The 24,377-nt window shown below is 67.9% G+C and carries 24 protein-coding genes and 1 tRNA gene; 12 read left to right on the forward strand and 13 right to left on the reverse strand.

Annotated features, from left to right (window positions below; translation table 11 throughout):
- Nucleotides 1–21 precede the first annotated feature (21 nt).
- The 7 genes from AC3A6B_RS20085 (at nucleotide 22) to AC3A6B_RS20115 (ending at nucleotide 5,421) form a co-directional block, all read left to right on the forward strand.
- Nucleotides 22–1,029, forward strand: a complete 1,008-nt coding sequence (locus AC3A6B_RS20085; RefSeq protein ID WP_093109014.1) for a serine/threonine protein kinase — start codon at nucleotides 22–24, stop codon at nucleotides 1,027–1,029.
- A gap of 82 nt (nucleotides 1,030–1,111) precedes the next feature.
- Nucleotides 1,112–2,017, forward strand: a complete 906-nt coding sequence (locus AC3A6B_RS20090) for a PP2C family protein-serine/threonine phosphatase (protein ID WP_487838421.1) — start codon at nucleotides 1,112–1,114, stop codon at nucleotides 2,015–2,017.
- A 27-nt stretch (nucleotides 2,018–2,044) separates the two neighbouring features.
- Nucleotides 2,045–2,776 carry a ribonuclease PH gene (rph, locus tag AC3A6B_RS20095; RefSeq protein ID WP_487838422.1) on the forward strand — a complete coding sequence of 244 codons (732 nt, stop codon included), beginning with the start codon at nucleotides 2,045–2,047 and terminating at the stop codon, nucleotides 2,774–2,776.
- The gene (gene rdgB / locus AC3A6B_RS20100) at nucleotides 2,773–3,372 is read left to right on the forward strand and encodes an RdgB/HAM1 family non-canonical purine NTP pyrophosphatase (protein WP_487838423.1); all 600 of its coding nucleotides are present in this window, start codon (nucleotides 2,773–2,775) and stop codon (nucleotides 3,370–3,372) included. The genes rph and rdgB overlap by 4 nt, the downstream gene beginning before the upstream one ends.
- Complete coding sequence (hemW, locus tag AC3A6B_RS20105) at nucleotides 3,369–4,625, forward strand: radical SAM family heme chaperone HemW (protein WP_487838424.1); 1,257 nt, start codon at nucleotides 3,369–3,371, stop codon at nucleotides 4,623–4,625. The genes rdgB and hemW overlap by 4 nt, the downstream gene beginning before the upstream one ends.
- Before the next feature lie 10 nt (nucleotides 4,626–4,635).
- The gene (locus AC3A6B_RS20110) at nucleotides 4,636–5,298 is read left to right on the forward strand and encodes a TetR/AcrR family transcriptional regulator (RefSeq protein ID WP_487838425.1); all 663 of its coding nucleotides are present in this window, start codon (nucleotides 4,636–4,638) and stop codon (nucleotides 5,296–5,298) included.
- Between the two features lie 38 nt (nucleotides 5,299–5,336).
- A tRNA-Ser gene (locus AC3A6B_RS20115) sits at nucleotides 5,337–5,421 on the forward strand.
- A 22-nt stretch (nucleotides 5,422–5,443) separates the two neighbouring features.
- Here AC3A6B_RS20115 and AC3A6B_RS20120 read toward each other — a convergent pair.
- On the reverse strand, nucleotides 5,444–7,189 hold the full coding sequence (locus AC3A6B_RS20120; protein ID WP_487838426.1) for a tannase/feruloyl esterase family alpha/beta hydrolase: 1,746 nt from the start codon (nucleotides 7,187–7,189) through the stop codon (nucleotides 5,444–5,446).
- 473 nt (nucleotides 7,190–7,662) lie between these two features.
- Between AC3A6B_RS20120 and AC3A6B_RS20125 the strand changes: the two genes are divergently transcribed.
- Nucleotides 7,663–9,492, forward strand: coding sequence for a pectate lyase (locus tag AC3A6B_RS20125; RefSeq protein ID WP_487838427.1), 1,830 nt, complete (start codon nucleotides 7,663–7,665; stop codon nucleotides 9,490–9,492).
- Between the two features lie 65 nt (nucleotides 9,493–9,557).
- Here the strand turns inward: AC3A6B_RS20125 and AC3A6B_RS20130 are convergent, their stop codons facing one another.
- From AC3A6B_RS20130 to AC3A6B_RS20140, 3 genes are read right to left on the reverse strand one after another with little or no spacing between them, the layout of a single operon-like run.
- Nucleotides 9,558–10,337, reverse strand: coding sequence for a plasmid replication/partition related protein (locus AC3A6B_RS20130; RefSeq protein ID WP_487838428.1), 780 nt, complete (start codon nucleotides 10,335–10,337; stop codon nucleotides 9,558–9,560).
- Nucleotides 10,334–11,212 carry a GNAT family N-acetyltransferase gene (locus AC3A6B_RS20135; protein WP_487838429.1) on the reverse strand — a complete coding sequence of 293 codons (879 nt, stop codon included), beginning with the start codon at nucleotides 11,210–11,212 and terminating at the stop codon, nucleotides 10,334–10,336. The genes AC3A6B_RS20130 and AC3A6B_RS20135 overlap by 4 nt, the downstream gene beginning before the upstream one ends.
- A complete protein-coding gene (locus AC3A6B_RS20140) occupies nucleotides 11,212–13,008 on the reverse strand; it encodes an acyclic terpene utilization AtuA family protein (protein WP_487838430.1) in 1,797 nt (598 codons plus the stop codon). Before AC3A6B_RS20140 ends, AC3A6B_RS20135 begins: the two co-directional genes overlap by 1 nt.
- A 114-nt stretch (nucleotides 13,009–13,122) precedes the next feature.
- Here AC3A6B_RS20140 and AC3A6B_RS20145 point away from each other — a divergent pair, with 114 nt between their 5' ends.
- From AC3A6B_RS20145 to AC3A6B_RS20155, 3 genes are read left to right on the forward strand one after another with little or no spacing between them, the layout of a single operon-like run.
- Nucleotides 13,123–14,298, forward strand: coding sequence for an acyl-CoA dehydrogenase family protein (locus tag AC3A6B_RS20145; protein ID WP_487838431.1), 1,176 nt, complete (start codon nucleotides 13,123–13,125; stop codon nucleotides 14,296–14,298).
- 17 nt (nucleotides 14,299–14,315) lie between these two features.
- Nucleotides 14,316–15,935 carry an acyl-CoA carboxylase subunit beta gene (locus tag AC3A6B_RS20150; protein WP_487838432.1) on the forward strand — a complete coding sequence of 540 codons (1,620 nt, stop codon included), beginning with the start codon at nucleotides 14,316–14,318 and terminating at the stop codon, nucleotides 15,933–15,935.
- Between the two features lie 3 nt (nucleotides 15,936–15,938).
- Nucleotides 15,939–17,906 (forward strand): acetyl/propionyl/methylcrotonyl-CoA carboxylase subunit alpha, encoded by a 1,968-nt coding sequence (locus AC3A6B_RS20155; RefSeq protein ID WP_487838433.1) that lies wholly within the window; start codon nucleotides 15,939–15,941, stop codon nucleotides 17,904–17,906.
- Here AC3A6B_RS20155 and AC3A6B_RS20160 read toward each other — a convergent pair.
- The 5 genes from AC3A6B_RS20160 to ureE form a co-directional block, all read right to left on the reverse strand.
- Nucleotides 17,903–18,595 (reverse strand): aspartate/glutamate racemase family protein, encoded by a 693-nt coding sequence (locus AC3A6B_RS20160; RefSeq protein ID WP_487838434.1) that lies wholly within the window; start codon nucleotides 18,593–18,595, stop codon nucleotides 17,903–17,905. The two genes, AC3A6B_RS20155 and AC3A6B_RS20160, sit on opposite strands and share 4 nt — an antisense overlap.
- 58 nt (nucleotides 18,596–18,653) lie before the next feature.
- Complete coding sequence (locus tag AC3A6B_RS20165) at nucleotides 18,654–18,923, reverse strand: hypothetical protein (RefSeq protein ID WP_487838435.1); 270 nt, start codon at nucleotides 18,921–18,923, stop codon at nucleotides 18,654–18,656.
- 145 nt (nucleotides 18,924–19,068) lie between these two features.
- A complete protein-coding gene (gene ureG, locus AC3A6B_RS20170; RefSeq protein WP_487838436.1) occupies nucleotides 19,069–19,719 on the reverse strand; it encodes an urease accessory protein UreG in 651 nt (216 codons plus the stop codon).
- Between the two features lie 13 nt (nucleotides 19,720–19,732).
- Entirely contained in the window at nucleotides 19,733–20,422 is a 690-nt protein-coding gene (locus tag AC3A6B_RS20175) for an urease accessory protein UreF (RefSeq protein WP_487838437.1), read from the reverse strand.
- Nucleotides 20,422–21,006, reverse strand: a complete 585-nt coding sequence (ureE, locus tag AC3A6B_RS20180) for an urease accessory protein UreE (RefSeq protein WP_487838438.1) — start codon at nucleotides 21,004–21,006, stop codon at nucleotides 20,422–20,424. Before ureE ends, AC3A6B_RS20175 begins: the two co-directional genes overlap by 1 nt.
- A gap of 68 nt (nucleotides 21,007–21,074) precedes the next feature.
- Between ureE and AC3A6B_RS20185 the strand changes: the two genes are divergently transcribed.
- Nucleotides 21,075–21,323, forward strand: coding sequence for an AbrB/MazE/SpoVT family DNA-binding domain-containing protein (locus AC3A6B_RS20185; protein WP_487838439.1), 249 nt, complete (start codon nucleotides 21,075–21,077; stop codon nucleotides 21,321–21,323).
- Here AC3A6B_RS20185 and ureC read toward each other — a convergent pair.
- From ureC to AC3A6B_RS20205, 4 genes are read right to left on the reverse strand one after another with little or no spacing between them, the layout of a single operon-like run.
- Nucleotides 21,320–23,038 carry an urease subunit alpha gene (ureC, locus tag AC3A6B_RS20190; RefSeq protein ID WP_487838440.1) on the reverse strand — a complete coding sequence of 573 codons (1,719 nt, stop codon included), beginning with the start codon at nucleotides 23,036–23,038 and terminating at the stop codon, nucleotides 21,320–21,322. The genes AC3A6B_RS20185 and ureC overlap by 4 nt on opposite strands.
- A 2-nt stretch (nucleotides 23,039–23,040) precedes the next feature.
- A complete protein-coding gene (locus tag AC3A6B_RS20195) occupies nucleotides 23,041–23,346 on the reverse strand; it encodes an urease subunit beta (protein ID WP_487838441.1) in 306 nt (101 codons plus the stop codon).
- Nucleotides 23,343–23,939 carry a HupE/UreJ family protein gene (locus tag AC3A6B_RS20200; RefSeq protein WP_487838442.1) on the reverse strand — a complete coding sequence of 199 codons (597 nt, stop codon included), beginning with the start codon at nucleotides 23,937–23,939 and terminating at the stop codon, nucleotides 23,343–23,345. Before AC3A6B_RS20200 ends, AC3A6B_RS20195 begins: the two co-directional genes overlap by 4 nt.
- Before the next feature lie 19 nt (nucleotides 23,940–23,958).
- Nucleotides 23,959–24,261 (reverse strand): urease subunit gamma, encoded by a 303-nt coding sequence (locus AC3A6B_RS20205; RefSeq protein WP_093108993.1) that lies wholly within the window; start codon nucleotides 24,259–24,261, stop codon nucleotides 23,959–23,961.
- Between the last annotated feature and the right edge of the window lie 116 nt (nucleotides 24,262–24,377).

The following is a 24,377-nucleotide window of genomic DNA, read 5'->3' on the forward strand; positions in this document are numbered from 1 at the left end:
TTCGGGCGAAACTCCCGGATTATGTCAAAGGTCAAACCTTCGCCCCTGCTGCCTGATACGGTCATCGGCGGTTATCGCGTCGTGCGTCGGCTTTCTGCCGGTGGTTTCGGTGTCGTCTACCTCTCCGTCGATCAAAGCGGCCAGCAGGTGGCGATCAAGGAATACCTTCCCTCCTCGCTGGCAACCCGGGGCACCGGCGAACTCGCGCCCCAGGTGCCGCCCGAAAAGCTGTCGCTCTACCGGCTGGGTCTGAAGAGCTTTTTCGAGGAAGGGCGGTCGCTCGCGCAGATCTCGCATGCCTCGGTGGTCAGCGTGCTCAATTTCTTCCGAGAGAACGAAACCGTCTACATGGTCATGAACTACCTGGAGGGCGCCACCCTGCAGGATTTCATCGTGACCGCACGGGACCTCAAGAAACAGAAGGTCTTTCGCGAGTCCACCATTCGCTCGCTGTTCGACGAGATCCTGCGCGGCCTGCGCATCGTGCACCAGCACAAAATGCTGCATCTGGACATCAAGCCCGCCAACATCTTCGTGACGGACGACGACCGGGCGGTAATGATCGATTTCGGCGCCGCGCGCGAAGTGCTCTCCAAGGAAGGCAACTTCATCCGCCCGATGTACACCCCCGGCTTCGCGGCGCCAGAGATGTACCGCCGCGATTCGTCGATGGGCCCCTGGACCGACATCTACGCCATCGGCGCCTGCATCTATGCCTGCATGCAGGGCTATCCCCCGAACGATGCTCCGCAGCGCATCGAGAAAGACCGGCTCGGCCTGTCGCTGTCGCGCCTGCGCGGCATCTACTCGGACAACCTGATCGAAGTGGTCGAGTGGTGCATGTCGCTCGACCCGCTCTCGCGCCCGCAGTCGGTCTTCGCGCTGCAGAAGGAGCTGAGCCGCGAAGGCGAACGCCGCTACACCAAGCTCACGGTGAGCGAGAAGGTCCGCCTGTCGATCGACAACATGCGGTCCTTCGAGAAGAAGGGCCTGCCCAAGGCGGCCGCACCGACGACGCGTCCGGCATGACGACCCCCCACGCTCATCACTTCGTGTATTCGCTGCCCCCCCGGGGGAGGCTCAGTGGCCTTCGGGCGGCCGGGCGGGCACTGTGAAATTCTCCGTCTTCCAGGTCAGCCGCAAGGGTGGCCGCCTCAAGAACGAAGACCGCATGGGCTACTGCTACACGCGCGAATCGGGGCTCTTCGTGCTGGCGGACGGCATGGGCGGACATCCCGAAGGCGAGGTGGCGGCCCAGCTGGCGCTGCAGACCATCGCGGCGCTGTACCAGCGCGAAGCGCGGCCGGTCCTCAAGGACGTCAAGGCGTTCCTGACCGCATCGGTGATGGCCGCGCACCAGCAGATCATGCGCTACGCGGGCAACAAGGGCATGCTCGACACCCCGCGCACCACGGTGGTCGTTGCGGTTCTGCAGGGGACCACCGCCACCTGGATCCATTGCGGCGACTCGCGGCTGTACGTGGTGCGCGACGGCGCGCTGCTCACCCGCACGCGCGACCACTCGCATGCCGAGCGGCCGCGCGTCAACGCCGGCGCTGAGATCGTCAACCGGAACTTGCTGCTGACCTGCCTGGGCTCTCCGACCACGCCGCTGTTCGACGTCTCGGCGCCGCTGCAGCTCCAGCGCGGCGACCGCATCATGCTGTGCTCCGACGGCCTCTGGGGCGTGTTGGACGAAGCCCTCATCGTGCACACGCTCTCCTCAGGCAAGCCCGTCTCCGATGCCGCGCCGGATCTCGCCGAGATGGCGCTGCGCAACGGCGGCACCCACAGCGACAACGTGACGCTGATCGCACTCGAGTGGGAGATGCCCGAGGCGACGGGGCAGGCACGCGGCGTGTCGACCGACAGCATCAGCGATGGCGTGTTCGCCTCGACCATCCAGGCCGGCATGCCCTCCGACAGCGAACTCGACGACCTCGACGAGGACGCGATCGAACGCTCGATCGCCGAGATCAACGAGGCGATTCGGCGTTCCGCTGCGCGCAAAGGCTGATTTTTCTTTCTTCTTTTTTCGCACCACATGACAGTTTTCGTACGAAGCGGCGGCCGTGCCGCCGACCAGTTGCGCGCCGTGCGCATCACGCGCGGTTTCACGATTCACGCCGAGGGCTCGGTGTTGATCGAGTTCGGCCAGACGCGTGTGCTGTGCACCGCCTCGGTCGAGGAAAAGGTGCCGCCGCACAAGCGCGGCAGCGGCGAGGGCTGGGTCACGGCCGAGTACGGAATGCTCCCGCGCGCCACCCACACGCGCAGCGATCGCGAGGCGGCGCGCGGCAAGCAGAGCGGCCGCACGCAGGAGATCCAGCGACTCATCGGCCGCTCCATGCGCGCCGTGTTCGACCTGGCCGTGCTGGGCGAGCGCACGATCCATCTCGACTGCGATGTGCTGCAAGCCGATGGCGGCACGCGCACGGCTGCCATCACCGGCGCCTTCGTGGCGGCACAGGATGCGGTCGACAAGCTGCTGGCGGCGGGCAAGATCGCGGCCTCGCCCATTCGCGGCCACGTGGCTGCGGTCTCCGTAGGCATCGTGGAGGGCACGCCCTTGCTCGATCTCGAATACATCGAAGACTCGGTTTGCGACACCGACATGAACGTCGTGATGACCGGCGCCGGCCATTTCGTGGAAGTTCAGGGCACGGCCGAAGGCGCGGCCTTCTCTCGCGAAGAGATGAGTGCGCTGCTCCTGCTGGCCGAAAAGGGTATCGCCGAATTGACTGCGCTGCAGGCGCAGGCATTGTCGAACGGATGAAACTGGTTCTGGCTTCCAACAACGCCGGCAAGCTCGCCGAGCTGCAGGTGTTGTTTATGCCGCTCGGCGTCGAGCTGGTGCGGCAGTCGGAACTCCAGGTCGGCGAGGCCGAGGAGCCTTTCCTCACCTTCGTCGAGAACGCGCTGGCCAAGGCGCGCCACGCCTCGGCGGCGACTGGCTTGCCGGCCATCGCGGACGATGCGGGGCTTTGCGTCGAGGCGTTCGGCGGGCTGCCCGGTGTGGCCACCGCTTATTACGCCACCCAGTTCGGCTACGAGAAGGGTGACGCGAACAACGTGCGCGCGTTGCTCGAGCAGATGGCCGGCGTCGACGACCGTCGCGCTGCGCTCGTCAGCACGCTGGTGGCGCTGCGCCGCGCCGACGATCCCGAACCCTTGATTGCGGTGGGCCGCGCCGCCGGCGAAATCGTGCGCGAGCCAATCGGCGACAACGGCTTCGGCTTCGATCCCGTCATGTGGGTGCCGCAGTTCGGCAAGACCTTCGCCCAGCTGCCGACCGAAGTGAAGAACGCCAACAGCCATCGTGGCCAGGCAGCGCGCGCGATGCTGGCCCTGATGCGGGAGCGCTGGCTGTGAGCGTCGTCGTTCCGATCGCGAGCAACGCAGGGGAGCCCGCCGGCGGTGCGGCCCACGCCAACGACGTGCTGCACCTGATGCGGCCGGGGCCGCTGCAACTGCCGGCGCTGCCGCCGTTGTCGCTCTACGTCCATCTGCCCTGGTGCCTGCGCAAGTGCCCCTACTGCGACTTCAATTCGCACGAATGGCGCGGCGACGGCGATGCATTGCCCGAGCAGCGCTACCTCGACGCGCTCATCGCGGACCTCGATGCTGCGCTGCCCCTGATCTGGGGCCGCAGCGTGAACACCATCTTCATCGGCGGTGGCACGCCCAGCCTGTTCTCGCCGGCCGCCATCGACCGCCTGGTGGGCGATCTGCGCGCCCGGCTCAAGCTCGCGCCCGACTGCGAAATCACGCTCGAGGCCAATCCCGGCACCTTCGAGCGTGATCGCTTCCGCGCCTACCGGGCGGCCGGTGTCACGCGACTGTCGGTCGGCGTGCAAAGCTTCGACGACGAGCACCTGAAAGCACTCGGCCGCGTGCACGACCGCGCACAGGCCATCGCCGCGGTCGAGGAGGCCGCGCTCGCCTTCGACACCTTCAACCTCGACCTGATGTACGCGCTGCCGGGCCAGACCCTGGAAGGCCTCGACGCGGACCTCGACCAGGCGCTGGCGCTGGCGCCGCCGCATCTCTCGGTCTACCACTTGACGATCGAGCCCAACACCTACTTCGCCAAGTTCCCGCCGGCGGTGCCGGAGGACGACGCCGCTTACGCGATGCTCGACCGCATCACCGAGCGCACCGCGCAGAACGGCCTCGGCCGCTACGAGATCTCGGCCTATGCGCGCGCAGGCCACGCCTGTGCGCACAACCTCAATTACTGGCAGTTCGGCGACTACCTTGGCATCGGCGCCGGCGCGCACAGCAAGCTGAGCTTTGCGCACCGCGTGGTGCGGCAGGTCCGCTTTCGGGAACCGCGTCTCTACATGGACAGTGCGCTCGCCGGCCAGGCAGTCGCGCAGAGCGACGAGGTCGGCTTGGCCGAGTTGCCCTTCGAATTCATGCTCAACGCCCTGCGCCTCAAGGAGGGTTTCACGCTCGCCCAGTTCGGTGAGCGCACCGGGCTGGCCATCACTGCCATCCAGCGCGGGCTCGAGGAAGCCGAGCGCAAGGGCCTGATCGAGCGCGACCTCGCGCGCGTCTGGCCGACAGCGCGCGGCTTCGACTTCCTGAGCGATCTGCAGGCCATCTTCCTGCCGGATGCTTGAGAGGAAAGCCATGCCGAACCGAACTTCGCCGGAAGAGACGCAGCGCAGATCGCGCGGACGGCCCAGTCCCGAGCAGGCTGCAGCACTGCGCGAATCCTTCCTCGCCGCGGCGTTGAAGTCCTTCCTCGAAAACGGCTATGCCGCCACCAGCATCGAGGCCATCGCGCGCGAGGCGGGCGTCGCCAAGATCACCATCTACCGGCAGTTCGAGAACAAGGAAGCCTTGTTCCGGGAGGTTGTGCACCGTGCCGTCAGCAATGCGCGCGAGACGATGCAGGCCACGCTCGTGCGGCACGACGCCGACGAGAGGCAAGTTCTGCTCGACCTGGTCGAGCGCATGTACCTCGGCGCCACCGAGCCGAAGACGCTGGCCTTGCTGCGCCTCGTGATCGCGGAAGCCGTGCGCTTTCCCGAGCTTGCGAAGTCGCTCTATGCCGAGAACAGCTATGTGCTCGCACCGGTGGTCGACTATCTGGCCGAGGCGCACCGCACCGGAAAGCTGCATGTGCCCGCGCCCGAGCTGGCGGCGGTGCAGCTTTCCACCCTGGCCTTCGGCGGCGTGCGTTTCTTCATCTCCAAGCCGCTCGCCGGCCCCGAGGAGCGCCGCGCGTGGGCCCAGGGCATCGTCGACTTGGTGATGCGCGGCTGGGGCCCGACTCCGCCCGGCGACTAAAATCGCTCGAATGCCTTCGTGCAAGGCGAAGACAGCCCGGAGAGTTGGGTGAGTGGTTTAAACCAGCAGTCTTGAAAACTGCCGACGGGCAACCGTCCGTGAGTTCGAATCTCACACTCTCCGCCGACCAGCTGCGCGCCGCCTGCTATCGGCACGCGAAGCTGGAAGCCGATTCGATGCTGCCGCCCATGTAGGCCGCTGTTTTGGGATACGGGCACAGCGGCCGCGTGCGATCGGCCGACCAGTCTGCAGGCAATTCGGTGTTGACCACATTGGCGCCCGTCCCGCGAGCCGCGGCGATGATCGACGCAGGCGCCTTGCCCTGTTCCACCCACGCGACGAGCGGCGTCAGCATGTCGAACTGGTCGGTGGCCGGGCCGCGCCCGCAATGATTCATGCCGGGCACCGGAAAGAAGCGGGCAAAGCCGGACGCATCGCCACCGTTCTCCGCGCGCAATTGTTCGTACCAACTGGTCGTGTCGTCCGACGAGAACACCGCGTCGCTGGTGCCGTGATAGACGATGAGCTTGCTGCCGCGGTCGCGAAGCGCCGAAAGCTTGCTCGGGTTCGGCGGCGTCATGAAGGACATAGCCGACTCGGTGTAGAGCGCCGTGCTCGTGAAGATGCTCGGCGCATCGATGTCCATGCTGAATCCGAGCGCGAAATCGATACCGGACGGCCGGCTCGTTCCCAGCGGCGGGGTGCTGAATACAAAGCCGACCGCGGCGGTGTCCAGGCTCTGCGAATTGGAGAACTCCCACTGGCGCCAATCGGCGCGGTTGATGCCGGCATCGTAGGGAAAGCTGCTGTAGAGCGCCGTGCCCGCGCTGTTTTTCGCGCCGGAGAACACGTTGTCGAGCACGCTCTTCTGCACGGCCGTGAGGCAGCTGCCGTCGCGCGCACCGCCGCATGTGGGCACTGCAGTGGCCAGGTCGAATGCCTGTTTGCACATCTGGACGTCCGCGACGATGCCGTCAGTCGCTCCGTCCAGTGCGTCGCAGCGCGCGAGCACCGCGTTGGCCACGGTGGTCATCTCCGCTTGCGTGAAGGCGGTCTGCAGATCCGGCTTGCCGGCCGCTGTATTGGCTGTCGTCACCTTGGCGTATTGCTGCACGCCATAGAGCTGCGCCACTGCAGCCTTCGGCAGGTTGAAGCCGGGATTGCCGGCCAGGATGCCGTCGTACTGGCTGGCGAATCGCGCCGCTGCCACCATCGCGTGCCGGCCGCCGTTCGAGCAGCCGCCGAAATAGGAGCGGTCGGGTGCGCGGCCATAGGCCTTGGCGACCAGGTTCTTGGCCATTGGCGTCAGCTGCGCCACGGCGTTGTAGCCATAGTCCAGGCGCGCCTGCGGGTCGATGCCGAAAGTCGGATTCTGCGTGCCGGAGTGCCCTGCGTCCGAACTGATCACGGCGAAGCCCATGTGCAGGGCCGTGGTCTTCGGCGATCCTCCGCCGATGCTCCCCGTGGCCGGAACCACGTTCCCATCGAGCCCGCCGTTGGCCTGATAGAAGAAGCGGCCGTTCCAGTTGACCGGTAGACGCATCTCGAAGCCGATCGCGTAGGTCTTGCCGTCGACGCTGCTGGTTCGCTGATTCATCTGGCCCTGCACGAGGCAGTGCTCCGGCGCCGGCGTACTCACGCCGGCTACGGCGAGCGCGCCAGCAGCCACGGAAGTGGTGCTGGTGTAGACCGTACTGTTGAACGCCGCCTTGCTTGCGAGGTCGGTACAGGACTGCAGCGTGCCGGGGCGCGCTTCCGACGGCGTCGCCGGCGTTGTCGGAACGAACGCCAAGCCACCTCCGCTTCCACCCCCGCCGCAGGCGGAAAGCAAGGATGCCGCAGCCAGCGCTGCCCATCCCGGACGGCATGAAGAGAACGCGATCTGACCCATGGTTGTCTCCTGGACCGGGGTGGACCCCGGGTGGTCATAACGTTATTTCAAATAATCAATGTAGTTTTCTTTGATAACTAAAAAATAGGGCAAACCCGTACTTGAGGCGCCATTGACGTGGGCGACAGCGATGCTCTGTCAGTACGCGTGTCGTCTGATGTCATAGGTGTGCAGATGAACCGGATGCGCAACCGTCGCTGGCGACTCCCAGCGACGATCGCCTCATCGCGACATGCCAATCATGGTTTCCACCAGTCCTCATGGGGAACTCAAGTCATACGATGACAGACGACATGTTTGTGCCGTAGCGCCAAGAACCATGACAACAGGCGTTCCAGCGCACATGCCGCCGAAACCGTGCCGTGCGCTCGCCGCCCGGCCGGGTCTCGTCCACGGCCCGATCCCCGGCCATCAGGGCGTGAGATTCCCCGGTGTCACCGGAGGTGGGCGAATCCACCTTTTGAGGAGCAGCGATGAAACGCAGAAGATTCGTGATGTCCGGACTCAGCCCGTTGGCCCTGGCCGCCTGCGGTGGCGGCGGCGATGGCGGGGCCCCGGCCCTTGCCAGCGCCGGAAGCTCGAAACCCGACGCCGTCGCGGACGAGAAACCCGATGCTGCGGACAAGTTCCGCAAGCGCGTCCGCTCGGCGCTGCGGCAAGCGGTCCGCTTCATGGACGAAGAAGTGTCCTACCGAGGCGGCTACGTCTGGGCCTACCTGCCCGACCTGTCGGTCAGCTGGGGCGAGATGGAGGCCAAGCGCACCATGTGCTGGATCCAGCCGCCCGGCACGCCTTCGGCGGGCCACGCCTTCCTCGACGCCTACCACGCGACCGGCGACGAGCTCTTCTACAAGGCTGCCGAGCGTACCGCGCGCGCGCTGGTCGCGGCCCAGCATCCGGCGGGCGGCTGGAACTACATCTACGACTTCGCCGGCGAGGCGTCGCTCAAGCACTGGTACGAGACGATAGGCGCCAACGGCTGGCGGCTCGAGGAGTTCCAGCACTACTACGGCAATGCGACCTTCGACGATGCCGGCACCGCGGTGGCGTCGCAGTTCCTGCTGCGCATGTACCTCGAGAAGCGCGACTGGCGCTTCCGCGGCCCGTTGTACAAGGCGATCGACTTCGTGACCAGCGCGCAGTTCAGCAGCGGCGTCGCCGACGGCGGCTGGCCGCAACGCTATCCACCGTTCCCGGGCTCGGTCTCGTCGATGCCGCTGCCCAATCCGCAGCAGCTGCCGCCCGGCGCGACCCAGGGCATGGAGGACGGCGACTACACGCGCCAGATCACGTTCAACGACGACGTGGCCGGCGAGAACATCAAGTTCATGCTGATGTGCGTGGTGGGACTCGGCGAGACCCGCTTGATCGAGCCGGTGCAGCGCGCGATGCAATGCCTGCGACGCCTGCAGCAGCCGGGGCCGCAGGCCGGCTGGGCGCTGCAGCACCTGACCGAGCCCCGCGACGGCCGCCCGGCCGGGGCGCCGGCCGGCGCGCGCACCTACGAACCGCGCTCGCTCGCGACGCACACGACGCAGACCAACGTGCTGCAGCTGTTCCACTACTTCCGGCTGACCGGCGACAGGACCTTCCTCGCGCGCGTGCCGGAAGCGATCGCGTGGCTCAACAGCTGCAAGCTGACGCCCGAGATGATTGCCGACAACCCGCAGCTCGCCGGACGCACCCATCCCACCTTCATCGAGCTGGGGACGAACCAGCCGCGCTTCGTCCACCGCTACGGCTCGAACATCTGGAACGGTGCGTACTACTTCGATCATGACCATCGCGCCACGCTCAGCCACTATTCGGCGGGCCGCAGCGTCAACATCGGCAGTCTTCAGGCCACCTACGACCAGCTCGCCGCAATGAGCGATGCCGCGATCGCCGAGATGACTGCGGGCTCGCCCCTGAAGGCCACCAGGCCGAGGGATCTGCCGAAGTACTTCTCGCTGCGCGAAGTCGACTTCCCCGACCTGTTCGCGGGCGCGACCATGACCAGCCCGTCGGTCACCGAGGCGCAGGCACAGGCGGTGGTCGATGCGCTCGGCGATAGGGACTATTGGCTTTCGCCGATCTCCTTCGTCACCAACCCGTTCCGCGGCAACGGCCCCACCACGCCGTACACGGGCGACGCCTACCGCAGCAGGCACGTGGGCGATATCTACGACACCTCGCCGTACGACCCGCTCACCCCGCCCGAGATCGAGCCCTACCAGCCGCGCGAGCGGCCGCTGGGCATCTCGACCAGCGACTTCGTCGCCAACACGGGCAAGCTGATCGCATTCCTCGCGCCGGTGGTGTGAGAGCGGGGCGGTTGAATCCGCTGTAGCAGAACGGCCGGCGCACCAGAGGGGCACCAGCCTTTCGGCTAGCCCGTCCGCTGCGCCTGCAGCAGATCGGCCACTTGCCTGCGCAAGGCTTCGTTCTCGGCCGTAAGTTCGGCCACGCGCTGCTCCAGCTGCTGCACGAGGTCGGGCTTTGGCGAGTCGTCGGATGGCGTCGATTCCTCGCGCGGCTTGCGCCTGGCCTCGCGGACGCGCTTGGCGGCCTGCTTCAGTTCATCCTTGCCGGCGACGGCGGCCGCCACCTGCTCTTCGGCCGGCAAGCTCGCCACGGCCGCCGCGGCATTGATCGAGATCGTGCCGGACTTGACCGCCGCCACCACCTCGGGCGCAGCCTGCTTGCGGATCTTTTCGATCATCACGACCTGGCTGCTGCTGATGCGCGCCGCCTTGGCGACGGCTTCGCGGCTGTTCAGGGGCGCGGTCGCCTCCGCCGGGGCCTGCGTCGCTGCCGGCGCGGTCGCTGCCGACATCCGGGCCTGCCGCTCGGCCACGATCTCCTTCTTGCGCAGCGCCAGCACGCCGCGCAGGAAGTCCGAGACGCTGCGCCGGCCCAGGTGCTGGTCGATCATCCACAGGTGCACGTCCTCGATGGTCTGGAAGCGCGCGTTCTGCACCGTCTGGAACGGCAGCCCGTGCTTCCGGCAGATGCCGTACCGGTTGTGGCCGTCCACCAGCACATCGCCCCACAGCACCAGTGCATCGCGACAGCCTTCGGCCAGGATGCTTCGCTCCAGCGCTTCGTGTTCCTCGGGGGTCAACGGATCGATATAGGTTCTCAGTTCTTCGTTGACGACGATATTCATGGATGCGGGATCAGGGATGGGGGCGGCATTCTCTCAGAGAGCGCGAGCTGCATCTCCACCTGACGGATACCGGGTGCCAGCCCGCGCGCGGTCGCCGCGCGAAACAGCGCGCTGTCCGCCGGCTCGTCGACCAGCCGCCATGCCGTGCCGGCGCGCGCACAGGCGAGGGCATCCAGCAGATCGGAAGCCGCGGCGTCGTCGAGCGCGCCGGCATCGAGCAGCGCGCTGTTCCCGGCGCCTTCGAGATAGACGGCATAGCCGACGACGGCGCCGCCCCGCTTCACGCCGAGAGCAGCCGCGCCCTCGGCCGCGACGCCGTCCAGCACCGTGGGGATGTCGCGGCGCCAGGTCGGACGTGTGTTCGCATTGCACAGCGCATGCGCAGATGCGAGGGCGGCCGCGTCGAGCGCAACGCCGGCAAATGCGCGGCCTTGGGCGAGTGTTCCATCCAGTACCACCAGGGGCCGGAGTTCGGCGAAGCCTGCCTTGCGGTACAGCAGGCGGGCCGGGTTCTGCTCGATGACCTCGAGGATGACTTCGCGCATCCCCGCGTCCCGCAGGATCGAAAGCTGAGCCTCGAGCAGCGCCCTTGCCAGCCCTTGGCCCCGCTGCGCACCGGCGATGCCGAAGCCGGCGAGGTAGGCGCGCCCCTGCCTGCGGCCCGTGAGCGAGATGCCGTGGAGCGCGCCATCGATCGCGAGCACCCTGGAGAGCGCAAGGTCGGCGTTTGCGCGCCGCAGGTGTCTGTCGAAGAGCGCCTCGGTGAAGGCAATGGGAACGAAGTAGTTCTCGTAGGCGCGATTCCAGAGCGCGGTCAGCTCGTTGCGGCCGAACTCGGCGGCGGGGACGAAGCGGGTGTCGGGCCTGCTCTGCATTAAAGCCCCGCGGCCAGCGAGCGCGGAACCCTGATGCGCATGTCCAGCAGCATCTGCGCCATGCCCTTGCCGAGCGGGTCCATGCGCATGGAGGACGGCCCGCCGCCGTCGAGCGCGTCGTGCAGCAGCAGGTTCATCGCGGCGATGCCGGGCAGGCAGAAGCGTTCCACCCTGCCGTGAACCAGGTGCGCGAAATAGGCACGCACGGCCTCCGGCGTGACGCGCTCCCACAGCAGCGGCAGCCACTCGGGGCGGCGCGCGACCAAGCCGATGTTCGAGAGGTTGCCCTTGTCGCCGCTGCGCGCCCAGGCGAGCTGGAGGAGGCGGACTTCTTCCATCGGCTCGTCGGGATCGATCCATGGGGAGGGCGTGGGCGCATCGCGTGCGACGCCATCGCCGTCGCCGTCGCACGCCGGAACGGCCACCGCATGGCGCTCGCCATCGAGCACGAAGGCGACGGGCACCGCCTGCTTCTCCAGCAGAAAGGCGAAGGGCTTGATCAGCGGCGACACCGCAGGCCGTCCGCCGCCCGGGCCCGTGGTGCCGGGCGCCCACGAAGTGCCGGCCGGCGCGATCTCGCGCGCGAACATCGCGAGCGCGGCCTTCTGCGGATGATTGGCCACCACGCGCATCATGACCTCGCGCGACGCCCGCGTGCGCGCGTGCGGGCCGTAGAGCGACTCCGCGCCGATCACTTCGATATGGGTGGAAGTGAAGGGCGGCAGGGCGCCATCGCTCAGGATGCGGCCGGTGCGCTCGACGATCGCCTCCGCCGTGCGCCGCGCCTTCTTCTCGGCATCGATGCCGACGATCACCAGGCTGCCGGCGCAGCGGTAGCCCTCGAGCTGGGTCGCCGACACCTTGTAGCTCGGCGTCGGCGCGCGTCCTCTGGCAGGACTCACGCGCACGCGGTTCTCTCCCTGCTGCTCGATCGTGACCTCGCGGAAGTCGCAGCTCACGTCCGGCAGCAGGTAGGCGCCCGGGTCGCCGATCTCGTAGAGCAGCTGCTCGGCCACGGCCGCGCGGATCACTTTGCCGCCGGTGCCCTCGGGCTTGGTCACGACGAAGCTGCCGTCGGCATGGCACTCGACGATCGGATAGCCGATGTTCGCCCAGTCAGGGATGTCTTCCCAGTCGGTGTGCAGGCCGCCGGTCGCCTGGCAGCCGCATTCGATGATGTGGCCGGCCAGGCTGCCGGAGGCCAGCAGGTCGAAATCCGAGGCGGTCCAGCCGAACTCGTGCATCAGCGGCCCCAGCGTCACGGCGCTGTCGACGCAGCGTCCGGTGATCACCACCTCGGCACCGGCCGCGAGCGCGGCGGCGATCGGCGCCGCGCCGAGGTAGGCGCTGGCGCTCAGCACCTTCTGGGGCAGGACTTCGCCGCTGAACATGTCCCGGACGCCGCGCGCGCGCAAGTCCGGCATCTGCGCGCCGACGTCGTCGCCCTCGACCACCGCGATGCGCAGCGTGATGCCTTCCGATTCGGCCAAGGCCTGCAGCGCCGCCGCGCATCCGTGCGGGTTGATGCCGCCCGCGTTGCTGACCACCTTGATGCCCTGCCGCTTTACTTCGCCGAGCACCGGCTTCATCGCGATGTCGACGAAGTCGGTGGCCCAGCCCAGCTCGGGCTGCTTGGCGCGCGCCGCCGCCAGGATGGCCATCGTGGTTTCGGCCAGGTAGTCGAACACCAGGTAGTCGAGCCGGCCCCCCTTCACCAGTTGCGGCGCGGCCACCATGCTGTCGCCCCAGAAACCCGAGGCGCCGCCGATGCGGACGATCTTGCTGCTGCTTGTCATGGCGATGCAGCTTAGCGATCCGCCGCGCGCCGCGCTTGCGTCAACTCGCTAATGGGCCAGGGCCGCAGCCACTTCGCACAAGACCTGGGCGCGCCGCGCCGCTAGCCTCCGTTCATGGATTTTCTCGATGCGCCGCCGCTGCCTTTTTATTTCAGTCCCGATCACGAGCAGTTCCGCGCCAGCGTCCGCGACTTCATCTCGCGCGAGATCACGCCCCACGTGAACGCGTGGGACGAGGCCGAGACCTTTCCGCGCTCGCTCTATGCGCGCGCGGCCGAGCTCGGCATCCTGGGGCTGGGCTATCCGGAGGAATACGGCGGCACGCCGGCCGACCTGTTCTATCAGCTCGTGGTGGCCGAGGAGTTCGCGCGCTGCGGCTCGGGCGGCGTGCAGGCCTCGATGAACTCGCACGGCATCGCGCTGCCGCCGATCCTGGCCGCGGGCAGCGAGGCGTTGAAGCGCCGCGTCATCCCGCCGGTACTCGCGGGCGAGAAGATCGCCGCGCTGGCCGTCACCGAGCCCTCAGGCGGCTCCGACGTGGCCCACCTCAAGACCACCGCGATCCGCGACGGCGATCACTACATCGTGAACGGCGAGAAGACCTTCATCACCTCGGGCCTGCGCGCCGACTTCATCACGACCGCGGCGCGCACCGACCCGAAGGTCCTGGGCGCCGGCGGCATCTCGGCGCTCGTGATCGAGGGCGGCACGCCGGGGCTCACGCGCACCCCGCTCAAGAAGATGGGCTGGTGGAGCTCCGACACCGCGCACCTGCGCTTCGACGACTGCCGGGTGCCGGCGGCCAACCTGGTGGGCGAGGAGAACCGCGGCTTCAAGCTCTTCATGCGCAACTTCAACAACGAGCGCCTGCTCATGGCGTCGCTGGCCTGCGGCTATGCCGAGGTGTGCCTCGAAGAAGCCGTGGACTGGGCGCGCCAGCGCACGATCGGCGGCACGGCGCTGTCCGAGCGGCAGGTGGTGCGCCACAAGCTGATGGACATGACCTTGCGCATCGAAGCCGCGCGCACCCTCGTCTACGACCTGGCCTACCGCATCGAGCACCGCCTCGCCGATCCGGCGCAGCTGGTGGCGCGCATCTGCCTGGCCAAGGTGCAGGCAACGCAGGCGATGCAGTTCTGCGCCGACCAGGCGGTGCAGCTGCTGGGGGGCATGGGCTACATGCGCGGCAGCAAGAGCGAGCGCATCTACCGCGAGGTCAAGGTAATGATGATCGGCGGCGGATCGGAGGAGGTCATGAAGGACCTGGCCGCGCGGCAGCTGGGCCTTTGAGGCGCAAGGAGAAGAACATGGCAAGCATCGAGTCGACCATCCATCCCGACAGCGAATCCTTCCAGGCCAATCGCGAGGGCATGCTGGCCCTGCTCGAACGCGTGCGCGCCTGCGAACGGCGCAGCGCGGCGACCTCGGCCCGATCGCGCGAGCGCTTCGAGCAACGCGGCCAGCTGCTGCCGCGCGATCGGGTTTCGCTGCTGCTCGATCCGGGCTCGCCCTTTCTCGAGATCGCGTCGCTGGCCGGCCTGGGCCTGGACAAGCCCGAGCTCGACCAGAGCGTGCCGGGCGGCGGCATCATCGGCGGCATCGGCTGGGTCTCGGGCGTGCGCGTGATGGTCAATGCCTCCGACTCCGGCATCGATGCCGGCGCGCTGCAGCCCATGGGCCTCGACAAGGCGCTGCGCATGCAGGAGCTCGCGCTCGAGAACAGGCTGCCCTATGTCCAGCTGGTCGAAAGCGCCGGCGCCAACCTGCTCACCTACAAGGTCGAGGAGTTCATCAAGGGCGGCAGCCTGTTCCGCAATCTCGCGCGCATGTCGGCGGCCGGCCTGCCGGTGATCACGGTGACGCACGGCTCCTCCACCGCCGGCGGCGCCTACCAGACGGGCCTTTCGGACTACATCGTGATGGTGCGGGGCCGCTCGCGCGCCTTTCTCGCCGGGCCGCCGCTGCTGAAGGCCGCGACCGGCGAGATCGCGACCGAAGAAGAACTGGGCGGCGCCCTCATGCACACCTCGATCTCGGGCCTCGGCGACTACCTGGCCGAAGACGACCGCGACGCGATCCGCATCGCGCGCGAGATCCTCGCCCACATCGACTGGAACCGCGATCTGCCGGCCGCGCCGCCGCGCCGCTTCAAGCCGCCGCGCCACGACGCCGAGGAGCTGCTGGGCATCATGCCCATGGACCCCAAGCGCCCGGTCGACATGCGGCAGGTGATCGCGCGCATCGCCGACGACTCCGACTTCCTGCCCTTCGGCGAGGACTACGGCAGTGCCACCGTGGTCGGCCATATCAAGATCGAGGGGCTGCCGCTCGGCGTCGTCACCAACAACGGACCGATCGACAGCGCTGGCGCCAACAAGGCGACCCATTTCATCCAGGCCTGCTGCCAGGCACGGACGCCGATCCTCTACCTCAACAACACGACCGGCTACATGGTCGGCAAGGCGCACGAAGAGGCCGGCATGATCAAGCATGGCTCCAAGATGATCCAGGCCGTGACCAACGCGACGGTGCCGCAGATCACGCTCTACTGCGGCGCCTCCTACGGCGCGGGCAACTACGGCATGTGCGGGCGCGGCTTCCATCCGCGCTTCTGCTTCTCGTGGCCCAACGCCAGGACGGCGGTGATGGGCGCCGAGCAGGCGGCCGGCACCATGGTCATGGTCACAGAGGCCGCGATGAAGCGCAAAGGCGCGGTGGACCAGGCCAAGCTCGACGAGCTCGAGCGCCGCATCATCGAGCGCTTCGAGAGCCAGACCAGCGTGTTCACCACCAGCGCGCGCCTGCTCGACGATGGCGTGATCGATCCGCGCGACACGCGCGCCGTGATCGCGCAGGTGCTCTCGATCTGCCGCGATGCCGAGCTGCGCCGACCGCAGCCGATGCAGTTCTCCGTGGCCCGCCCTTGAGTCATGGCCATGCAGTCCACACCGTTTCGCAAGATCCTCATCGCCAACCGCGGCGAGATCGCGCTGCGCGTCATGCGCAGCGCGCGCGCCCTCGGCTATCGCACGGTGGCCGTGTATTCCACCGCCGATGCCGGTGCACGCCATGTGCAGGAGGGCGACCAGGCGGTCTGCATCGGCGAGCCCTTGCCGTCGCAGTCGTACCTGTGCATTCCGGCCCTCGTCGAGGCCGCACGCCTGAGCGGCGCGGACGCGGTGCATCCAGGCTACGGCTTCCTGGCCGAGAACGAAGCCTTCGCTCGGGCCTGCAAGGAGGCCGGCCTGGTGTTCATCGGCCCTTCGCCCGAGGCGATCGCCGCGATGGGCCACAAGGCCGGCGCCAAGACGCTGATGCAGGCCGCTGGGGTGCCCTGCGTTCCCGGCTACCAGGGCAGCGACCAGAGCGATGCGCGTTTCGCCGCGGAAGCCGAGCGCATCGGCTTCCCAGTGATGATCAAGGCCGCGGCCGGCGGCGGCGGGCGCGGCATGCGGCTGGCGCCCTCGGCGAAGGAATTTCCAGAATTGCTGCAGAGTGCGCGCTCCGAAGCCGAGGGCGCCTTCGGCAATCCGGAGCTCATTCTCGAGCGCGCGATCGTCGCGCCGCGCCACATCGAAATCCAGGTCTTCGCCGACCGCCACGGCCATGCGATCCACCTCGGCGAGCGCGACTGCTCGGTGCAGCGCCGCCACCAGAAGATCATCGAGGAGGCGCCCTCGCCGGCGGTGAGCGCTGCGCTGCGCGAGCGCATGGGCGCGACCGCTGTCGCGGCGGCGAAGGCCATCGGCTACGAGGGCGCGGGCACCCTCGAATTCCTGCTCGACCGCGAGGGCAACTACTACTTCATGGAGATGAACACGCGGCTGCAGGTGGAGCATCCGGTCACCGAGGCGATCACCGGGCTCGACCTGGTGGAACTGCAGCTGCGCGTCGCGGCCGGCGAGACCTTGGCCGTAGCGCAGGAGGAGGTGCGCTTCGACGGCCATGCGATCGAAGTCCGCCTCTGCGCCGAGGACGCCGCGCAGGGCTTCATGCCGCAGAGCGGCACCATGGCGCTGTGGCAGATGCCGGCGCAGCTGCGCGTCGAGGATGCACTGCGTTCGGGCGCCGAGATCCCGCCCTTCTACGACTCGATGATCGCCAAGCTCGTCGCGCACGGGCGCACGCGCGAGGAGGCGCGCCGCAAGCTGATGGGCGGCCTCGAGGATGCGGTGGCGCTGGGCGTGACGACCAACCAGCTCTTCCTGCAGCGCTGCCTCGCGCACCCGGTGTTCGCGGCCGGCGGGGCGAGCACCGCCTTCATCGAGCAGCACCAGGAAGAACTGCTCGCACCGGACAGCGCCACGCAGGACCGTGCCGCCGCGCTTGCGGCCGTGCTGCTCTGCGACAGCGGCGACCGCTCGCCTCAAGGCCGTCGCATGGCGCATGCGCTGCCGATCTCGCTGCGCTTCATGCTCGACGGCCGGATGCTCCACGCCGGCGTGGTGCGTGCGCATCCCGATCGGTTCAGCGTGCGCATCGACGAAGGCGTCTTCGAGATCGATCGGATCGAACGGTCTCCGGCCTCGGTGCGCTTCGCCTGCAACGGCCTGGCCGAACGCGCGGCCTGCCATCGCGACGGCAGCTTGCTGCTGCTTCACTACCGCGGCCGGCAATTGCGCGTCGAAGACCACACGCGCGCAACCGCGCTCAAGGCCGGCGACGCGGGCGGCGACGGCAAGCTGCGCGCATCGATGAACGGCCGCGTGGTCGCGGTGATGGTGGCCGTCGGCGACACCGTCGAGGCCGGCCAGCCCATGGTGACGCTGGAAGCCATGAAGATGGAGCACGTGCACGCGGCGCCGTCGTCGGGCCGGGTGACGGCATTGCACGTGAAGACCGGCGACCAGGTCGCGGCCAGCCGCGTGGTGGTGGAGCTCGCGATCGAGGGGCCCTAGGCCTGCACCGCCCGCCGCAGCGCGGCCCGCGCCAGAAGGCGCGTGGAGTCGAGCAGCGGCAGCGGTGAATTCGTGTCGTCGATGATCAACGGAATCTCGGTGCAGCCGAGGATGGCGGCATCGCAGCCCTCGTCCTTCATGCGCCCGATGACCTGCTGGAAGCGGGACACCGCCTCGGGCTTGAACACGCCGTAGACCAGCTCGTCCATGATGATGCGCTGGATGTCGTCGCGTTCGGCATCGTTCGGCCGCATGCAGACCAGGCCGCGCGCCGCCAGCTTTTCGGGATAGACCTCGCTGTCGACCAGCCAGCGCGTGCCGGTCAGGCCGAGCCGGCGGAAGCCGCGTTCGACCGCTTCCGCAGCAACCACTTCGGCGATGTGCAGCCAGGGCAGTGGTGAGCGAGCTTCGATGAGCGGCAGCGCCTGGTGGATGGTGTTGTCGGGGCAGACCAGGAAATCGGCGCCGGTCTTCGCGAGCTTGTGCGCCGAAGCGAGCATCAGTTCGCCCACGCCCTGCAGGTCGCTGCGGTCCAGGCACTCGACGTACTCGGCGAGCGAGGGCGTGTGCATCGAGACCTCGGGATGGGCGTGCGGGCCCAGGAACTGCGCGCCTTCGGCGCAAATGGTCTTGTAGCAAAGCGCCGCGCCTTCGGCGGAGCAGCCGACGATTCCGATGTGCTGGGGCATGGCCGGATTTTCCACCGGCGAGGGCTTGAGCCGCCTTCCTGTCAAAGGCCGCTGGCTGTCAAAGGCCGCTGGCCTGGAAGTCCGTGCTGTGCAGGCAGATGGCGGCCATCGGGTTCTCTCGGTAGCGCGCGGTCGCCAGCGCATCGATGGAGTCGGCGTTCTCCGCGTAGGCGCGCACCAGTTCGGTGTCGCCCTCCGGTGCATGGAAGCGGGCGTGCAGCGCCTCTTCGTCGATCCGGGCAATGATGCGTGCGCCGTCGTACCCGTCGGGGTAGATCGCGAACTGGACGCTGCCGGTCGCGGGATGGAAAGTGGCTTCGGAGGTCATGGGAACTTTCGTATTCGTTACGGAAGTATCGGATTTCCGGGCTCAGCAAGAAATAAGCCCGAAGCTCTATGACGTCCCGAAGATGTGAAGCATTTCTCGAATCGCTTCGACAAATGGGGCCGGAAGTCCCTTGGCCCTGGCGCGCTCAGTGCTCGACAAGCATGCCCCGCTCTTCGATGAAGGCCACGACATCGGCCAGACCGGCGTGGGTCTTGAGGTTGGTCATCACGAAAGGCCGCTGCTTGCGCATGCGCCTGGTGTCGGCCTCCATCACGCCGAGGTCGGCGCCGACGTAGGGCGCGAGGTCGGTCTTGTTGATCACGAACAGGTCGCTCTTGGTGATGCCCGGGCCGCCCTTGCGCGGGATCTTCTCGCCGGCCGCAACGTCGATCACGTAGATCGTGAGGTCGCTGAGCTCGGGGCTGAAGGTGGCGGCCAGGTTGTCGCCGCCGCTCTCGACGAAGACGACGTCGGCATCGGGGAACTCGCCCAGCATGCGGTCGATGGCCTCGAGGTTGATCGAGGCGTCCTCGCGGATCGCGGTGTGCGGGCAGCCGCCGGTCTCCACGCCCATGATGCGCTCGGCCGGCAGCGCGCCGGCCACCGTCAGCAGGCGCTGGTCTTCCTTGGTGTAGATGTCGTTGGTGATGGCGATCAGGTCGTACTTGTCGCGCATCGCCTTGCACAGCATCTCGAGCAGCGTGGTCTTGCCGGAGCCGACCGGTCCGCCGATGCCCACGCGCAACGGCGGCAGTCTCTTGGTGCGATGGGGGATGTGGTGCAGGGCGGAGGACATGGTGGTTCAGCTTCTAGCTTCTAAAGAGGCGCGAGTACTGGGTTTCATGGCGCGCCGACAGCACGGCGAGCATGGGGGAAAAGGCCTGGCGTTCATCATCTTCCAGTGTGAGCGCACTCTCGACCGCTGTGGGAATTTCTGCGGCCAGCCGGCCCAGCATGCGCTGGCCGGCGCTCTGGCCCAAGGGCACGGCCTTGACCGCCGCCGCCACCATGTTCTCGGCCCAGCCGAAGGCGAAGGCCAGGCAGGCGTCGCGCACCGGCGCTGCGGTGCGGCTGGCGGCGAAGGCGAAGGCGACGGGATAGCTTGCGGGCAGACCATCGAAGACGCTCGCAGTATCGGCATGGTGCAGCTTGAGCCATTCGACGAAGGAGCGGCCCATCTGCTCGGTCTGCAGCAGGAACTCGGCGGATTCGCGGGTCTGGAACACCCAGTCGTTGAGCGCGCGGACGCGTGCCGCGTCGCCGTTGCGCCAAGCGGGGATGGCCTGCGCCACGACGGCGAGGTCGGCACGCGCCAGGCTCAGGTGGAGCTGGTCGGCCAGCCAGTCGGAGGCCGCCTCTTCGGTGGCGAGGCCGGCCCATTCGATGCCCGCTTCCAGGCCTTCCGAATAGGAGAAGCCGCCGACGGGCAGCGCCGGCGAGGCCAGCCAGATCAGCTGCAGCAGGCTGCTAGCGGGCAGGGCGCCCGGCGCGTCGTCCATCAGTGCGAGTGGCCGTGCGAATGATCGTGGCCGTGGCCGTGGTCGTGGTCGTGCGACCCCGCGTAGGCGTCGGGATGCAGCACCGGTCCCACGGGCGCCGCGCCGTGCGAATGTCCGTGACCGCTGCCCTGCGCGCCATAGGCGCCGCCTTCGGGCTCGAAGGCGGCCTCGGCTTCGCGCACGATCAGGTGCATCGCGCGCAGCATGCCGGCGAGCACATGGTCGGGTTCGATCTTCAGGTGATCGGGCTGGAGCTCGATCGGCACATGCCGGTTGCCCAGGTGGTAGGCCGCACGCATCAGGTCGAAAGGCGTGCCGTGCTGGCTGCAATGCGTGATGACCAGCACCGGCTGCGCCGAGGCGATCACCTTGATCAGCGACCCGTCTTCGGCCACCAGCACGTCGCCGCCGCGCACCGCCGTGCCGCGCGGCAGGAACACGCCGATCTGGCGGCCCTGCGAATCGGTGGCGTCGAAGCGGCTCTTCTGGCGCACGTCCCAGTCGAGTTCGACGGTGGCGGCGCGCTTCCGCAACACGGGCGCGAGCCCGCCGCCCTGGGGCATGAGTTTGTTGGCTGTGAGCATGGGGATCAATGTGGAGTGTGTGCTGCGGCCATTCGATAATGGCGAACCCTAACAGCGGCTGTACGACGATGACTATTCTGCAGTTGACTCAAGTCGGTGCAGACTCGGTGGGCTTGATCCTGCCTGAGGAATTGCTCGTGCGGCTGAACTGGAAAGCCGGCGACAGGGTGTTGCTTACCGAAAACGCCAATGGCTTTTCATTGTCGACTTCAGCTGACGAGTTCGAGGAGCAGATGAAGATCGGCCGAGAGATCATGCGCGAGCGCTGGGGCGTATTGCGCGCGCTAGCCAAGAGCGACACGCAGGACCCGAGCTAGAACAAAAAGTACCGCTGCGTCATCGGCAGCGAAACCGCCGGATCGCAGGTGAGCAACTGCCCGTCGGCCCGCACCGCATAGGTCTGCGCATCGATCTCCATCTTCGGCGTGTAGGCGTTGTGCACCATGTGCTGCTTGCGGATGCCGCGGATGTTCTTCACCGCGCTCAGGGTCTTGGCAAGCCCGTAGCGCTCGCCGACGCCGGCGGCCAGGCCGGCCTGCGAGACGAATGTCAGCGAGCTCTTCGCCAGCGAGCCGCCGAAGGCGCCGAACATCGGGCGGTAGTGCACCGGCTGCGGCGTCGGAATGGAGGCGTTGGGATCGCCCATCGCGGCCATCGCGATGGTGCCGCCCTTGATGATGGTGAAGGGCTTGACGCCGAAGAAGGCCGGCTTCCACACCACCAGGTCGGCCCACTTGCCGACCTCGATGCTGCCCACCTCGTGCGCGATCCCGTGGGCGATGGCGGGGTTGATCGTGTACTTGGCGACGTAGCGCCTGGCTCGGAAGTTGTCGTTGCGCGCGCCGTCTTCCGGCAGCTTGCCGCGCTGGCCCTTCATCTTGTGCGCCGTCTGCCAGCAGCGGATGACGACTTCGCCGACCCGGCCCATGGCCTGGCTGTCGGAGCTGAACATGCTGATCGCGCCGAGGTCGTGCAGGATGTCCTCGGCCGCGATGGTCTCCTTGCGGATGCGGCTTTCGGCGAAAGCCAGGTCCTCTGGGATGCCGGCATCGAGATGGTGGCACACCATCAACATGTCGACGTGTTCGTCGAGTGTGTTCACGGTGTAGGGCATGGTCGGATTGGTGGAGGAGGGCAGGAAGTTCGGCTCGCCCACCACGCGCAGGATGTCGGGTGCATGGCCGCCGCCGGCGCCTTCGGTGTGGAAGGCGCAGATCGCGCGGCCGCCCACCGCCGCGATGGTGTTCTCGACGAAGCCCGATTCGTTCAGCGTGTCGCTGTGGATCGCGACCTGCGTGTCGGTGGCGTCGGCCACGTCGAGGCAGTTGCTGATCGCGGCCGGCGTGGTGCCCCAGTCTTCATGCAGCTTGAGCCCGATCACGCCGGCATCGATCTGCTCGTGCAGCGCGGCCGGCAGGCTCGCGTTGCCCTTGCCGAGGAAGCCGAGGTTCATCGGGAAGGCATCGGCCGCCTGCAGCATGCGCTCGATGTGCCAGGGCCCGGGCGTCGCGGTGGTCGCGAAGGTGCCGGTCGCGGGGCCGGTGCCGCCGCCGAGCATGGTGGTGACGCCCGAGGCCAGCGCTTCCTCGATCTGCTGCGGGCAAATGAAGTGGATGTGGCTGTCGATGCCGCCGGCGGTGACGATGTTGCCCTCGCAGCTGATGACCTCGGTGCCCGGGCCGATGACGATGTCCACGCCCGGCTGCACGTCCGGATTGCCGGCCTTGCCGATCGCGACGATGCGCCCGCCCTTCAGGCCGATGTCGGCCTTGACGATGCCCCAGTGGTCGAGGATCAGCGCGTTGGTCATCACCGTGTCGACCGTGCCTTCGGCGCGCGTGCGCTGCGATTGCGCCATGCCGTCGCGGATGGTCTTGCCGCCGCCGAACTTGACTTCTTCACCGTATCCGCCGGCGCGCAGGGTGTAGTCCTCTTCCACCTCGATCACCAGGTCGGTGTCGGCCAGGCGCACGCGGTCGCCCACGGTGGGGCCGAAGATTTCGGCGTAGGCACGCCGGCCGATGGTTGCCATGTTCAGAGCTTTCCTTGCACCAGTCCGCGGAAACCGTAGACCACGCGGTCGCCGGCGAAATCGACCAGCTCGACCGTGCGCTGCTGGCCCGGCTCGAAGCGCACCGCAGTGCCCGAGGCGATGTTCAGGCGCATGCCGCGCGCGGCCTCGCGGTCGAAGCCCAGGGCGCCGTTGGTCTCGGCGAAGTGGTAGTGCGAGCCGACCTGGATCGGCCGGTCGGCGGTGTTCTGCACCACCAGCGTGACCGCGCGGCGGCCGGGGTTGAGAACGTGGTCGCCCTCGTCGGTGATGAGTTCGCCGGGCGTCATGCGAGTCCGCCCAGCAGGGCGACGCCGAAGATCGCGACCGCTGCGCCCGCAACGCGCGGCACCCAGCGGTTGGCATGGCGCAGCGACCAGCCGATCGCAATGCCGACCGCATGAAGAAGTCCGGTGGCGATGAGCATGCCGGCCAGCGTGAGCGCGGCGCCGGATTCGCTGTGCAGTTCCTGCCCGTGTGCCACGCCGTGGAAGACAGCGAATACGCCGACGAGCGCTGCCGCGGCCAGCGCCGGCAGGCGACGCTGCGTGAGAACCAGCAGGCCCAGCGCCAGCAGCGAGGCGGCGATCATCGGCTCCACCGCCGGCAGCTGCACGCCCGCCAGGCCAAGCAATGCGCCGGCCAGCAGCATCAGTGCAAAGCCCAGAGGCGCCCACAGAAGATCGGGCCAGGCACGGCGTGCCGTGAGTGCGCTCCACAGGCCGACCGCCACCATCGCGGCCAGGTGGTCAACCCCCGTCAGCGGATGCAGGAAGCCGGACAGGAATCCGTGGTGCAGGCCGGCATCGGCGCCGGTGTGGGCGGCCGCGGCCAGCGGCAGTGCCGCGATCAGGAGCAGAGGGGCTTGGCGAAGAAGGCGCATGGTGGTGACGGTTGGTTTTTCAAACGATGGGTTGGTGCACGGTCACGAGCTTGGTGCCGTCCGGAAAGGTGGCCTCGACCTGGATGTCCGGGATCATCTCGGCCACCCCGTCCATCACGTCCGCGCGCGACAGGACGCTGCGGCCCTCGCTCATCAGGGCGGCAACGCTCTTGCCGTCGCGCGCACCCTCCATCACGGCGGCCGAGATCAGCGCCACGGCCTCGGGGTAGTTGAGCTTCAGCCCGCGTGCGCGGCGCCGTTCGGCCAGCAGGGCGGCCGTGAAGATCAGCAACTTGTCTTTTTCTCGCGGTGTCAGTTCCATGGGCAGCAATATTGCAACACTCGTGCCGTCGTCATGGCCCCCACGCTCCTTCACTGCGTGTACTCGCTGCCCCCCGAGGAGGCCTCAGGCCGCCTTGGGGCGGCCCGGCGCCGGCC

Source organism: Variovorax sp. Soil_C_33 (assembly GCF_057656935.1).